General features: G+C 34.4%; 12 protein-coding genes and 1 tRNA gene. 3 read left to right on the forward strand and 10 right to left on the reverse strand.

The features are described from left to right. Window positions 1-164 precede the first annotated feature (164 nt). Together ACFE0M_RS14765 and ACFE0M_RS14770 are read left to right on the forward strand one after the other, a co-directional pair. A complete protein-coding gene (locus ACFE0M_RS14765; protein ID WP_434546549.1) occupies window positions 165-1,262 on the forward strand; it encodes an AMP-binding protein in 1,098 nt (365 codons plus the stop codon). 17 nt (window positions 1,263-1,279) lie between these two features. After that, window positions 1,280-2,245, forward strand: a complete 966-nt coding sequence (locus tag ACFE0M_RS14770; RefSeq protein WP_434546550.1) for an alpha/beta fold hydrolase — start codon at window positions 1,280-1,282, stop codon at window positions 2,243-2,245. Window positions 2,246-2,391: 146 nt separating this feature from the next. Here the strand turns inward: ACFE0M_RS14770 and ACFE0M_RS14775 are convergent, their stop codons facing one another. Continuing rightward, entirely contained in the window at window positions 2,392-3,660 is a 1,269-nt protein-coding gene (locus ACFE0M_RS14775) for a protoporphyrinogen/coproporphyrinogen oxidase (RefSeq protein WP_434546551.1), read from the reverse strand. A 233-nt stretch (window positions 3,661-3,893) separates the two neighbouring features. Between ACFE0M_RS14775 and ACFE0M_RS14780 the strand changes: the two genes are divergently transcribed. Beyond that, window positions 3,894-4,700, forward strand: coding sequence for a dienelactone hydrolase family protein (locus tag ACFE0M_RS14780; RefSeq protein WP_434546552.1), 807 nt, complete (start codon window positions 3,894-3,896; stop codon window positions 4,698-4,700). Window positions 4,701-5,375: 675 nt separating this feature from the next. Here the strand turns inward: ACFE0M_RS14780 and ACFE0M_RS14785 are convergent. From ACFE0M_RS14785 to ACFE0M_RS14825, 9 genes are all read right to left on the reverse strand, one after another. Further along, complete coding sequence (locus tag ACFE0M_RS14785) at window positions 5,376-8,231, reverse strand: M16 family metallopeptidase (protein ID WP_434546553.1); 2,856 nt, start codon at window positions 8,229-8,231, stop codon at window positions 5,376-5,378. Window positions 8,232-8,441: 210 nt separating this feature from the next. Beyond that, entirely contained in the window at window positions 8,442-9,230 is a 789-nt protein-coding gene (locus tag ACFE0M_RS14790) for a patatin-like phospholipase family protein (protein WP_434546554.1), read from the reverse strand. 1 nt (window position 9,231) lies between these two features. Then, on the reverse strand, window positions 9,232-10,080 hold the full coding sequence (locus tag ACFE0M_RS14795; RefSeq protein ID WP_434546555.1) for an MBL fold metallo-hydrolase: 849 nt from the start codon (window positions 10,078-10,080) through the stop codon (window positions 9,232-9,234). A 228-nt stretch (window positions 10,081-10,308) separates the two neighbouring features. Then, the gene (locus ACFE0M_RS14800; RefSeq protein WP_434546556.1) at window positions 10,309-11,253 is read right to left on the reverse strand and encodes an acetyl-CoA carboxylase carboxyltransferase subunit alpha; all 945 of its coding nucleotides are present in this window, start codon (window positions 11,251-11,253) and stop codon (window positions 10,309-10,311) included. A gap of 357 nt (window positions 11,254-11,610) precedes the next feature. Next, window positions 11,611-12,090, reverse strand: a complete 480-nt coding sequence (locus ACFE0M_RS14805) for a hypothetical protein (RefSeq protein WP_434546557.1) — start codon at window positions 12,088-12,090, stop codon at window positions 11,611-11,613. Window positions 12,091-12,349: 259 nt separating this feature from the next. Then, on the reverse strand, window positions 12,350-12,682 hold the full coding sequence (locus tag ACFE0M_RS14810) for a hypothetical protein (RefSeq protein WP_434546558.1): 333 nt from the start codon (window positions 12,680-12,682) through the stop codon (window positions 12,350-12,352). A gap of 247 nt (window positions 12,683-12,929) precedes the next feature. Further along, window positions 12,930-13,346 (reverse strand): hypothetical protein, encoded by a 417-nt coding sequence (locus ACFE0M_RS14815; RefSeq protein ID WP_434546559.1) that lies wholly within the window; start codon window positions 13,344-13,346, stop codon window positions 12,930-12,932. A 266-nt stretch (window positions 13,347-13,612) separates the two neighbouring features. Continuing rightward, window positions 13,613-13,686 (reverse strand) — tRNA-Asp (locus tag ACFE0M_RS14820). Between the two features lie 737 nt (window positions 13,687-14,423). After that, on the reverse strand, window positions 14,424-14,894 hold the full coding sequence (locus tag ACFE0M_RS14825) for a hypothetical protein (RefSeq protein WP_434546560.1): 471 nt from the start codon (window positions 14,892-14,894) through the stop codon (window positions 14,424-14,426). Window positions 14,895-15,085: the final 191 nt, after the last annotated feature.

Raw genomic sequence — 15,085 nt, forward strand, 5'->3', positions numbered from 1 at the left:
TATTATTGAGTAAATCCGCATAAAATTGCAATTTCACCAAATTTATTTTTGCTAATTAGATAAAAATATAACAATAATATTGAAATTTTAATATTGAACTTCTTTTTTTACAATATCGACTCAAATAAGTATTAAATTTACATCTTCAATTTAATTAATTTTTAATGCCCTCATCAATTCCTCAAGACATTTGGATTCATTACGAAGGTGAAAAATACAAGACGAATGACTTCATTTTTCATTTTCAACAAAATAAAAACGAACACATCCAGGCAATAATTGAATTTATAGAAAATTGGAACTCAAATTCTGATTATATAATACAAAAAACCTCTGGTTCTACCGGTAAACCCAAGAAAATCAAAATTCAAAAAAATCAAATCAAAGCAAGTGCCTTAGCGACTTTAAAAACGCTCAATATTGAAAAAGGTGATCATGCCTTATTATCCATTAATCCTGTCTTTATTGGAGGAAAAATGATGATTGCAAGGGCGATATTAGGTGGATTGGATTTGCATATTGCCCCGATAATAGCCAATCCGATTAAATACTTCAAAACCGAAACAGCAATTGATTTTTTCTCTTTTGTGCCGTATCAGATGGAAAAAATTATAGATGAAAGCCCTGAAAAAATCAATTTTCTTGAACAATCAAAAGTCATAATTTTAGGGGGCGCGCCAGTCTCAGAGGTTTTGGCTCAAAAAATTAAATCACATTTCAATCAGACCAAAGTCTATAGTACTTACGGCATGACGGAAACGGTCTCTCATGTAGCTTTGAAATTAATCAATTCAAAAAAGAAAGAATATTTTAATGCCCTTAGTGGAGTAAGCTTTTCAGTGGATAAAAGAAATTGCCTTAGTATTAATGCTCCAAAAATAAGTGGGCAAACATCACTGATAACAAATGATGTGGTGGAATTAATCTCCTCTACTCAATTTAATTGGCTAGGCAGATATGACTTTGTGATTAATTCGGGGGGCATCAAAATTCATCCAGAAATTATCGAAAAAGAAATCAGTACCCTATTTGCTGAATTCAATATTAAAAATCGATTTTTTGTTTTTGGTCTGCCTCATGAAAAATTTGGGGAATCTTTGAATTTAATGTTGGAAGGAGAAGGAGATATCAAAAAAATTAAGGAACTTTTAAAACTGAATTTAAAAGCTTTTTATGTACCCAAAAAAATATTTTTAAATCAACAATTTATAGAAACTGAAAACGGAAAAATTAATAGGGTTAAAACAATTGAAAGCATTTAAAATCCTTAACTTCATGTATGAAAAAATTGCTTAAATTTTTAGGAATCAGCATATTAGGTACAATAGGCATCATACTGATTCTATTGATCATTTTTTATAAATCTGATATTCCGATTGAAGAAAATCAGGAAAAATACTTCACAGAAGAATCCCAATATATTGAAATCAATAGCAATAAACTGCATATAAGACAAATGGGCGAAGGTTTTCCACTTTTGTTAATCCATGGTAGTTTTTCTTCATTGCATACTTGGCAAAGTTGGCAAAAAAATTTAGCTCAAGATTTTAGGACCATCTCTGTTGACTTACCGGGTCATGGGCTCACTGGCCCAAATCCTGAGGCACAATACAATACCGATTATTATGCCCACTTACTTTGGAAATTAATGAAAAAACTCAACTATGACAGTATTGCCATAGCAGGTAATTCCATGGGTGGACAGGTAGCCTATAAAATGGCTCTTTTGGAGCCTGAAAAAGTCAAAAAACTGATCCTTTTGAATTCATCCGGAGCAAGAATAGCCAATGATACAGCGAAATTTAAAGACCAAAACAATTTCTCGGTCTTTTCTTTAATCAATCATCCAGTATTCTCGAAACTCATGACCAGTATTACACCAAAATTCCTCTTTAAAATGAGCTTAGAGCAAGTTTATTATGATAAATCTAAAATTACAGAAGATAAAATTCAAATGTATTATGATTTAATGCTCCATGAAGGTAATCGAACCGCTACATTAAAAAGATTTAGCCAAAGGGCACCCTCTGAATTTGAGAAATTAGCAAAAATTAAAATTCCCTCATTGATTATGTGGGGCGAGTACGACAGTTGGATTCCAGTTGAACATGCGTACAGATTTGATAGTATCTTACCCAATAGCACCTTAAAAATTTACCCCAACGCAGGGCATGTCCCCATGGAGGAAATCCCAGAGGAAACTGCAAAAGATGCTGTGGAGTTTTTGAAAGCAACTGAAAACTAATCCAAATGCAATAAACTCCTAGCTCCCCACTGTGGTGTTTTCACCACAACTTTCTTATACTTCTAACTGATACAGTTCAAATATTTTAAGTAAAAACACCTAAAAGTGGGAGAAAAAGATGCTTTTGAATTCTTGAAAAATTCAGACTAATTATGAAAACCTTTCCCTTTTAAATCTTCAAAGACAGCATGAGCCGCATATCTTCCAGAGGCCATGGCAGCATTGATAGAACCATTCAATAAATAATCACCTGCCAGATAAATACCTTGCTGAATCTTGGATTGAGATGGTTTTATTTTGTTTTGAAAATCATCAATTTGAGGCAAAGCATTATCAATATAAAAAGTTTTGAGATGTTCTATTACTGCTTCAGATAGTTGAGGGAATACCTCAATCAGTTCTTTTAAAACTCTTTGTTTTAATTGCTTATCATTTTCTTCATAGTTTTGAGTAACCGAAACTGATAATAAATAACTCCCTTCAGGCGCATAAGAAGCGGAGGTATTATTCATAACCGTGATATTATTGATTAATTTATCCTCATCCGGAACAAGGGCAATTAAAGGTTTTCCAATCGGGTCGATATCAGAGCTGAAATATAAATTCGTTACAAATTGATCCTCAGAAAACTGGCCTTCAAGTTGAGGGAGTAATTGTTCAGCCTTGGTGGCAATGATCATTACATCAGCTTCTATCTCTTGTCCATTATCTAAAACCACCTTTTTTAAGCCAACTTTTTCCACTCTTTGATTGAATTTGATTTCAGTCTGGGATAAATGGCCGGCCAGCATTTCAGGTATTGCTTTCATTCCGGATTTAGGAATTGCCGCAAATCCTTCTCCAAACATTTTAAAGACGAATTCCAACATACGGGAAGAAGTGTTCAATTCATTTTCCAAAAAAATACCACCAAAAAAAGGTTTGAAGAATTGTTGGATTATGGTTTCACTAAATCCCTTTTTTCTCAAAAACTCTATGGAGGAAATTTCAGGCTTAGCAAAAATCTCGTCTATAGACAATTTTCTTAAAGCCCTATTCCATTGAAAAATTTTCAGTTTGTCCGAGAAACTCCCAACAGGAGAAAATAACATGCTAAAAAGTGAACTGGGTTGTCTTAAAGGATCCGATATAACATAATTTCCACTTTTAGGATCCAAAATTAAAGCTCCAGGACCAAACTTTTTCAAGTTAAGCTTTTCATAATCTAAATAGTGTTGGGCTTCAGGATAGGCCGTTAATAAAACTTGAAAGCCATGGTCCAATAAATAACCACCCATATTATCAGTTTTCACCCTCCCTCCTATGCTGTCGGATGCTTCTAATATAGTGGGTTTAAATCCCGCTTTTTCTAATTCTATAGCGGCTGTCAACCCGGCTATGCCCGCTCCTATTATGATAACTTTTTCTTCTTGCATGTAATTAATAATGCTTTTTCAATTGTTATAAATATTACTCAAAGATGAATAAATAAATGAATTCTAGGAAACGGAAAAGAAGGAAGTTTTGATATGGTTTTTCAATTTTAAATAACAAAGGTATTTTACAAATCATATTCTAAAACGAGACTTCCTATTATAATATAAGAATCTTTGCATTTTAAATAATTTTAGTCGATATTAAATAAGATTATTCAAATAAATATATGATTATGGAAAGATATTTAAAAATCGCTCTTTTTTCGCTTTTCTGTGGGTTAATCAGTATAAAGCTACAAGCTCAAGATACCATGGAAAATCGTTTGGAAAATTCACCCCGTCATCATGAATGGGTAGAGATTTCTGCAGGTGATAAAACTTTAAAGGGATTTTTAGTATATCCTGAAACATCTGAAAAAGCCAAAACAGTAATAGTAATTCATGAAAACAGAGGCCTCACCACTTGGGTTCGAAATTTTGCGGACCAATTAGCTGAAAAAGGATTTATCGCTTTTGCACCTGATTTACTATCAGATTTTAGTGAAGAATATGAGCAAACTTTGGATTTCCCAAGCTCTGACGATGCGAGAAACGCCATCTATAAATTAGATGAAAAGTTAGTAACCTCTTATTTAAATAATTCATTTAATTATTTAGAAAAACTACCCGCAGGAAATGGAGAAGTAGCCGTTGTAGGTTTCTGCTGGGGAGGTTCGCAATCTTTTCGATATGCAACCAATAATCAGGATTTAAGTGAGGCACTGGTGTTTTATGGAACTGGTCCTAAAGAGGCTATAGACTATGCCAAAATTGAAGTTCCAGTATATGGCTTTTATGGAGGTAATGATCAAAGAGTAAATGCTACTATTGAAGCTTCTAAGGAAGCCATGAAAGAATACCAGTTAATTTATGACGTACAAATTTATGAAGGCGCAGGTCATGCCTATATGCGTGCCGGAGACGATCCAAATGGTGATAAAACCAATATTGAAGCTCGTAATAAATCATGGGATAGGTTAGTGAGGATTTTAGAGAAGTAGAATGGAGTGTTTTTGGTTTCTTATGAAAGGCAATTGAAATTTTGTTTTAATAGGACAAGATTCCTCTGTCCCTTGGAATAATTCCAAGAACATATAAAATGCGATAATTACTAAAAATATAACACAGGGAACTCATGTAAAATACCTCTTAATCTGCAAACCAAATAAAATTTTGATCGAAGAATGCGGGGAGGAGGACAAACCTGCCTGCCGGCAGGCAGGAATGCGGGCCAGACGAGGACATGGGATGTCCACCGGGTAGCGGATTGTCTTGAATTTTTGTTTCTTTTTGCTACTATAAACAAGATTGACCGCAGGCGTCTAAAGACGCTAAAAAAGCTCGCAGAGTCGCGGAGACGCAGAGTTTTCGCAGAGAATAATTTTGTTATATTTCTGGATGTTCAGTTTCAAGACTGCGATGACTTGAACAAAATGAAAAAGTAGAAACTACAAAATATAATCTGGCATATACTTTAATAAATACCATATAAAACCCCAAATATTGTCAATGCCCCTTGATTTTAGGTATTTGCACATGATTATAATCCGTAAAAACACTTTTTAAATTTGTTTAAAACCAATTTTAGAGATGTTATTTATTAATCAAGAGTAGCCTAACAAAAAAAGACTGGAATCAATATCCCAGCCTTTTAAACTTTAAAATGAATTAAATATTTACATCGCTTCAATTTTGTTGTCAACCGGATTTCCATCCTCATCTACTTTAACAACTTCTTTGATGTTTAAGGCCTTTACTCCTTCTAATTGAGTCTCAGCATCACCTACAATGATATAGTTCATTTCATTTACATTTATGTAGGTATCCATGATTTTCTTCATGTCTTCAACGGTATATCCTTTTAGTTCTTCTTGATTTTGTTTGATGAAATCTTTTGGTAAACCGTAAGAAGAAATTTGTTGCAAAACATTCAGTTTTTGGCCAAGGGTTTCGTAATCCCTAGCCTCTTTTCTGATTAAAGCAGTTCTCGCTTTTTCCAGTTCCTCTTCATTATAATTCGCTTTGTACTCCTCGATTACTTCCTTAAAGGTAGCGACTGATTGTGGAGTTGTATTCGTTTTTACACTAGAATACGCCGCAAATGGAGCCTTTTGAGTGCTTGAGCTAATATTGGAATAAGCGCCATAAGTATAACCCTTTTCTTCTCTTAATACTTGGAATAACTTTCCTCCGGAATTTCCGCCTAATCCATAATTAGCTACTGAAAGAGGGTAATAATCAGGATGATTTCTTTCCACAGCCAATCTTTGCATTCTGATTACAGACTGCTTAGCATTTGGGAAATTGGCAAAGTAAATTTTACCTTCTTCATCTACACCCTTCATTTCATAATCAGGAAATACCACTTCTTTTGATTCCCATTTTTCATTCAAGCCTGATAAAGCCTTTTCAACTTGATTCTCCGATACACTTCCTGCAATCTGCAAGCTAGCAACACTAGGCGAGAAATATTTTTCATAATATCCCTTTAAATCATCAAGACTGATGGATTCTACAGACTCTAAAGTACCGCTTAAAGGTTTTGCAAAAATATGATCTTCACCATAGGTGATTTTGTTGGCTACAGAACTTGCAATCGCATTAGGATTAGCATTTCTTTGTTTGATATTGTTGATTTGCGCATTCTTAAGCCTATCAAACTCTTCTGTATCCCAACGAGGCTCCAAAATCATTTCCTCTACAATGGCCATTGTTTCCTCGAAATAACGAGCAAGACAGTTACCGTAGATGACAATTTCCTCATTACCTGTGTACATGCCAATGTTGGCTCCTAGCTGGCCAATTGCATCCTCCAATTCTTCAGGAGTTTTGTTTTTAGTACCTTCTTGCATGATATCGGTTACTAAATTAGCAATACCTGGCTTGTTAGGATCATCCAATAACCCACCACCTTTTAGCCTAATACTGAAATTAACCAATGGCAATTCATCATTTTGAATACCCAATACTTCAATTCCATTAGCCAATTTTGTCTCGTAAATAGTAGGAGGAGTAATTAATGGCATTTCACCCAACTCAGGTTGTTTACTTCTATCGATTTCACTCGGAGTTTTTTCATATTCAGCATCTTGATCTAAATCAGCCATGGTGGACTCATCCATAGGCTTTACTTCTTCGATTTTAACAGTTGCTTTTTCTGAACCTTCTACTATTAATTCCAACTGCCCTTGAGGCACAAAACTAGTGATAACAGCAGGCTTCCCTTTGATGTATTGATTATAAACGCGCATTACGTCTTCTTTCTCTACAGCTAAAATATTATCGATAGCTTCTGTAATATAACCCGGGTCTCCTTTAAATTCATTATAAGTGCTTAACTGAAATGCTTTTCCTAAAATACTGGAAATACCGTTGTAGAAATTTGTTTCCTGACTTGCTTTAATTCTTTGCAAATCTTTTTCAGAAAAGCCTTCTTTTTCGAATTCATCCATAGCTGCTTGAACTGCCGCATACACAGAATCTAAATCAATACCATCTTTTGCACGGATTCCAATATTAAATTCACCCGCTAATTCACTTGAATTATTGTAAGCGAAAACACTTGGCGCATACTCAGTTTCTTCCACTAATTTTTTATACAAAACTGCTCTTTTACCTTGGCTTAAGATTTCTGCTAATGCTGATAAGGCCCAAGAATCTGGGTGATATTGCTCTACGGTAGGAAATACTATTCTTAAATCAGGGACTTTAGCATAATCATCTTCATGAAATAGCTTTTTAGTTTCCTCTAAGGTTACAGGCTTAGGAGACATTACTTCGTCATTTCCTCTTGATTCAATTTCACCAAAGTATTTTTCGATCCACGCCTTTACTTGCTCTTTATCATAATCACCAGCCACAACTAGCGTTGCGTTATTGGGACCATACCAATTGTTGTAAAACTCTTTTACATCACCCAAGGTAGCGGCTTGTAAATCCTCCAATTCACCAATTACCTCCCAATTATAAGGGTGCCCTTCGGGATATAAAGCATTTTTAATCACATAACTTCTATGTCCATAAGGCTGATTATCTACTCTTTGTCTTTTTTCATTTTGAACAACTGGCTTTTCACCTTCCAAATCCCCTTTTGTGATAGCATTAATGAAAAATCCCATTCTATCAGATTCCATCCAAAGGATTCTTTCCAATGCATCCTTAGGAACAACCTCATAATATACTGTTCTATCAGAGGTAGTAAAACCATTGAAGGTACCTCCTAAATCATTGATGTTTTTGAAAAATGCTCCTTCTTCAACATTCTCTGATTTTTGAAATAACATATGTTCAAAGAAGTGGGCAAAACCTGTTCTTCCTGGCTTTTCACGGCTGGAACCCACATGCATTTGGATGGCTACTGCTGCAATGGGATCAGATTTATCCTCGTGAAGCACCACCTCCAATCCATTTGGAAGTACATATTTTTCATAATCAATGGACAATTCTGCTTTATTGTCCGAATTTTCGCTTGGTTGACAAGCGGCCATTATACCCATAAACAGGACTAATGACCATGCTGATAATTTTCTCATATTTGTTTAGTTTTAACCTAGATAGTAAATAGGATATTTTAACGCAGGAAAGCGAATATTAAGTATATCAACGGAAAAGAAAACGGTTAAATGGTACACGCATTTACTTTTGTTAATATTCACTATAGATCATATTAATTTAATGATAGATATGAAAAAAAAGCAGATGAGCTATAAATATTTAAAACTAATCTTAACACCGCCAATAGTTTAAGGCTTAGCTATTTTTTTAATTTCAATTAATGGATGGTCTTCGGCTAAATTAGAAAAAATCTTTTCCGCACATTCATAACCAATCTTATATATCTCTTGGGCTTTTGAAAGAGAGAATACCTTATAAGGAGAAAGCGCTTGAGGTTCAATAAATATATCACACAATTTTGCCTGCTCTTTAGTTTGATAATTAATAATCATCAACATTGTGCGTTCCAAAACTTCCTTCATATTTCCATTTTGGTTTGAATGCCCAACGGGATTAACATTTACTCCTATGGTAAAATCAACATGAGATTTTAAAACATTGACTGGTAAATTATTCGTGATTCCGCCATCCACATAAGACTCATTACCTATAATTATTGGTTTGAAAATAACGGGGATGCTGGCAGAGGCCAAAAGTGGTTTAATCAATTCTCCTGAATCAAAATTCACATTTTCACCTTTATTAAAGTTGGTGGTGGCAATTACCAAAGGAATTTTAAAGTCTTCAAAGGAGTTTTCAGGGAAATATTCTTTAAGAATATCTGATATTTTCTCCAAATTCACCAAGCCAGACCAAGACATAGCTGGCCTAAAGAATTTCAGGAAATTTATATCTGAAATGATTTCCATGGTTCTTTTGGGCTCGTAACCTGCCGCTAAAAATGCTCCCGCTATGGCACCGGCACTAGTCCCGGATATCATATAGGGACGAATATTTTGCTCATATAAGTATTGGGCAATACCCAAATGGGCAAATCCTCTTGCCCCGCCCCCGGAAAGTGCCAATCCTATTTTCATTTTATAATACTTCAGATAACTTAAATGTTTGATCTAAGCGCACCCCTTTTTCAGTATGCTTCACAGTACAACATTCGTTTTGTGCATCATGTTCTAAAAAGATGATATAATTATGATCTGCCGCCTCATTTAAGAATTTTTCTTTTTCATCTAAAGTTATCAGTGGCCTAACATCATAGCCCATAACGTAGGGCAAAGGAATATGACCAACAGAAGGCAATAAATCTGCCGCAAAAACGATGGTTTTATCTTTATATTTAATCTTAGGAACCATTTGTTTATCGGTGTGGCCATCGGCATACAAAATATCGAATTGAGAAAAAGGAGAAGGCTTTCCTTTATCTGCAAAATTCAAATGACCACTTTCTTGCATCGGCATAATATTTTCCTTCAAAAAACTTGCCTTTTCCCTTGCATTAGGTTCAGTAGCCCACATCCAATGATCTTGGTTACTCCAATACTTGGCATTTTTAAACTCAATATCCAATTTAGTATGCTCATCATCTTGCCATTTCACACCACCACCGCAATGGTCAAAATGTAAATGGGTTAAAAACATATCCGTTACATCATCTTTTGAAAAGCCTGCTTTTTTCAAGGATCCATCCAAGCTTGCATCTCCATGTAAGTAGAAGTGACTGAAGAATTTTTCACTTTGCTTATCTCCTATTCCGTTGTCGATGAGAATCAATTGATTTCCATCTTCTATGGCTAGGCATCTCATTGCCCAGGTACACATATTATTTTCGTCAGCCGGAGTAGTTCTTGACCATAAAGATTTAGGAACTACACCAAACATAGCCCCGCCATCCAACTTAAAAAAACCAGTTTCTATTATATGTAAATTCATAATTTGTTTATTTATAATTTCATTTTAAAAATGACTTATAATATCCAATTTAAAGCCTATTTCAATAAATTGTGAACTAGGCTAGCAAAAGTCACCTTCTTTGACTGAGTTGTGGAGACACAGGTCATAGCTGTATTTCATTAAAGTTTGAAGATATAAAAAAAATGGCTTTTAAAAATGCGAAAAGCTACATTCTTAAAAGCCATTTTTTCATTGGAAAAGGAAAAATTATTTTACAACTCCCATTCCATTGAACTTATCAATTCTCTCTTCAATTCGTTTTTCAACTGATTTTTTATCGAGTGCCTTGAAGTTTTTTAAGATCGTCTTTTTTACTTCATCAGCCACAGCTTTCAAATTGGTATGCGCACCACCTAAAGGTTCTGGAATGATGCCATCAATCAATTTATTTTTTAACATATCAGGAGCCGTTAATTTTAAGGCTTCCGCTGCTTGTTCTTTGTAATCCCAGCTTCTCCATAAAATAGAAGAACATGATTCTGGAGAGATTACGCTGTACCAGGTGTTTTCTAACATCAAGACTTTGTCTCCTATTGCAATACCTAAAGCACCACCAGAAGCACCTTCACCAATAATGATACAAATCACCGGAACCTTCAGCATGAACATCTCTTTCAAGTTTCTGGCAATGGCTTCCCCTTGACCTCTTTCTTCGGCCTCCAATCCAGGAAAAGCACCGGGAGTATCAATGAAAGTCACGATGGGCTTATTAAACTTCTCTGCCATTTTCATCAACCTCAAAGCTTTTCTATAGCCTTCAGGATTCGCCATTCCGAAATTACGGATTTGGCGCTGTTTGGTATTTCTACCCTTTTGCTGACCGATAAACATAAAGGTTTGTCCATCAACATTGCCAAAGCCACCTACCATGGCTTTATCATCTTTTACTGTTCTATCACCATGTAACTCTACAAAGTCGTCAGTGATTTCATAAATATAATCCAATGTATAAGGTCTGTCGGGATGACGGGACAGCTGCACTCTTTGCCATCGGGTTAGATTTTGAAAAGTCTCTTTCTTTAAGGACACAATTTTATCTTCAAGTTTTTTGATGGCATCTGATATATCAACATCGCTTTCTTCAGCAAGTGATTTCATTCCCGCCAATTTATTTTCTAATTCAACTATAGGTTGTTCGAATTCCAAAAGCATTATTTTAGTGTTTAATCAAATGTAAAATTAATATTTATTCTGGAAGCTTCATGAAATTTAATCAATTTCCCTTCATCTTTCCAAAAGAACAAAGATAATAACAAAGAAGGAATACCAACTGAAAAGAATGTAAACAAAAAAAGCCCACTTAAAAAGTGAGTTTTTAGCTCAGAGATTAACAATGCTAAATTTTAACCACGACTTGTCCAGTATTTTATGGAATAGAAAAAGGAGAAAACAAAAAAATTAAATTTAATAAAAGTAAGATTATTGTTATCAAGTATAAAAGTATTTAAATATGTAAAGCGAACGATTGAAAGCGCCATCTATAAATCTAAGCTAACTTTTTCATACTTTTTACTCGCTCAAAATGTTTTCCTCTATATAATAATTTAATAAATTGTAATGATGATCATTCAATATCAATGAAGGACAATATCGTGGGTCTTCTTCAGCACTTTGTTGAAAGCTATGAACATTGATTCCGGTATGCATCTGTTTTACGGTAATTTTCCAATTATTAGCTTCGAACCTATCAATCAATTTCTCTAGTTTCCTAGTGGAAGAATGAAAACCTGTGCAATATTCCGCAACAAGTGTTACATTGAATTGGCTAGCAACATCTTTAATTTCTTGAAGAATTTTCTCGTAAACAGCAGATGATTTTTCATTATTATTCAAATCATCATAATTTCCATATAATTCAAAAAATTTCTCTCCGTAATCAATAATGTAGTAGCGCTTTTTGTCAGAAAAATTTTCTCTAACGTATGTAGTTTTACCTGTGAAAGGCAAACCTAATATAAAGTGAATTTTATTTTTGGTTAATTTATTCATTACATTGTTTTTATAAAGGTTAATGCTCGAGCATCTCATATTAAAGAACTAGCCCGATCATTTGGACATTTCTTTGTGTCCTAAGTTTGTAACAGCGATTAAATTCACTGCATGATGAATTTTCAGCTAATACCATGGAATTGTGTTAGAAATTATATTTGGGTAGTGATTGCGTAATCAAATCATTACAAAATCAATCGAATTTTCAATTCAATGCACCTATTAATTCTGAAAATTGCGTGCAAAAGAATTTAAATATTTAAAGGAAATAATGGATAGGCGGTGGATTATCCACTTTGGAATAACCGATAGCTAAGCTACTTTGGTAATTGTCAAAAATTGCTTCTAATTCGGAAAGTAATTTTATTGAATTTAATACTAATTTAGGACTAGGGAAAAATAAATCTAGGGTAATATTATTTTGACTCTTATGATCTTCAGGATCATGATCATCAAATTCTTGAATTGCATTTTCAAATCCTAGGACTTTCTCTACCAAAATTTCTACAATGCTCTCCTGTTCATTATAGGATAAATCTTCAGGAATATGGTTAGCCTTTGGGTCATCAGCATCTATGCTAATATTAAGCATATAAAAGCCTAACAATCCCCAAAAGATTTGAATATATATACTATTTCGTATTGAGCTTAACACAATTCAAAATTAATAGACTTTTATGGTTTATGTTATATTCCGGGCAATAATTTGATATTTTTAATCACATCAGAGCGAATCATGGCTCAACAGAAAAGCACTTTAATCATTTTTAGATTAATTTTATAAAAGATGTAATCAAAATGCCAATCAAGACTCTCGCTTTCAGGTACTTTCTTTCTGATCATTCAATACCATCAATCCAACGAACTCCAAATTTGTAAAATCTATCCTTATCCCGGATAATCATATAGATATTTTGAAATATGCTATTGATACTGGTATCAACATAAATGATACCATTTGCTTTATCAACTTCACATTTCATTATTTCCTTTTCTTTTTGACGAAGTTCTATCACCGACTGAAAATCAATATCAGCTATTTTAGCCTCATTTATTTCTTTAATATCTGTCGTTCTAATAAATACCTCGCTACTATCCTCTAGATAAATAAAAGTCTCAGGTTGACTAAAAGAATTGATCGTTTTTGTGCTATTGCTTAAGTTTAACTGAATAAACACTTCTTTGGGTCTATCACATTTTTGAGCATAGGATGCAATGGTTAAAAAATTGAATAGAAGGATTAAGCAATATTTCATGGTAATGGATTGTAGGTCTATTCTACAATGTAAAACAATTATAAACAAGAAACTAGGAAATTAATTGAAGGGCTTAAAAATGGTTTGGACAGCCTGTCCCGGCAATCGGGAGTACTTGGACTCGCGACCTTCCCGAGAAAGTCGGGACAGGCATTCCCCCAAAGGGATCCCTATGGGATAACCAACTGAACTACCTTTATTTTTAACTAGCCATTAAAAAGCGTACATAAAAAAAGCCCTTAGAATCTAATCTAAGGGCTTTAAAGCGGTCTGGACGAGACTCGAACTCGCGACCTCCTGCGTGACAGGCAGGCATTCTAACCAACTGAACTACCAGACCAAAATTTCAAATGTGTCTCGTTTTTATTTATGTCTGGACGAGACTCCAACTGGCGACCTTCCCGATGAAGTCGGGACTTTCTAACCAACTGAACTACCAGACCAAAATGTGTTTTACTTACCGTCTTTCCGATAAGGTGATGCAAATGTAGGCGCATAATTTTTAATTGCAAAACCTTCGGGTAAAATAATTTAAAAATATTTACAAAAAATCAGGCTATAAACAAAGATAAGGTTGAATATCAGTTCTTTAGTTGGTGGAAAATAATTTGAAAAAAATCTTATATCCTGATCTAAACTATCAGTACACTCTGGCGTAATGCCGAGGTATAAAGCCATCTTAAGTCAAATGTAGAAAACCTTTGATTGCTTTACCCTAAAGCTGTTCTGCATGAATGACGCAAGAATATTTCGCCCCTTCAGGGCTTGGTTATCTTGCTTTGACTTTTCCGTAGGGCTTCACCCTACGTTATAATATGAAAGCCCTTCAGGCTTAAAGCAATCTGCAAGATTGTAGAGATATCGTTCTACCATTGGATAGTAGTTGTCTTTGGATTTCTTAAGTATAATTGTCCGCTATACCGCTATAACGGGACCTCCCGCTTAGATTAGTCCTGAAAGGACGTCATATCCAAACACAGGGTGAAGCCCTGTGTGCAGCCAAACTCCTCCACAGCCCTGAAAGGGCGAAATATCTGCTGCTATTATTCCATAATTACAATACGGAATAATCTTCCCTTACTTAGGAATCGTGACTATTTCAAATATCCAATTTTTTTCAGTCTTATACTTCTTATGAAAATTAGGCTTTTGTAATCCAGCATAAATCAATCCTAGTGCAGGTATAGTTAAATAAAAGGCATTCGGATCCACCAATACACCTAAGGCCACCCCCATAGTAGCGGTAACAAAACCACCATATACAAATACAAAAGTGGTAAGGATGGAAGAAAAAGCTGGATGACGTTTCAAATATTTGATGTCTGCTAATGGTATAAATACATCCTTAATTATTATTGCATCCTGCGCTACAGTATAACGGCCTGAAAACTTAACATCATCCACTGTTTTAATGATAATTCTCTTATTTTCTTTAATCAACACTTCTTTTTGACTATCCTGTTTCGTAATTCTAATGGCTTTTTGCTCTTGGGCGTATAAAACATTCACAAAGAATATACTGATCAATAGAATGATTGCTGTTTTCATAATTTAATTGGGTTCATTAGTTTTAAAGTTGGCAATTCTTTGATAGAAACAAGCAAGAACATTATCTCGGAGCACTCTTAATTCATCGGCTTTGCTATTATTACACTTATGAAAAGTAATTCCGGGCTTATGTCAGACTTTGCCAAAGTCGGACATTAATCAGCAAGAAGAAACAACAATGTCTGACTTGA

Origin of the sequence: Marivirga sp., from assembly GCF_051117495.1 — a bacterium.
Lineage (GTDB): Bacteria > Bacteroidota > Bacteroidia > Cytophagales > Cyclobacteriaceae > Marivirga.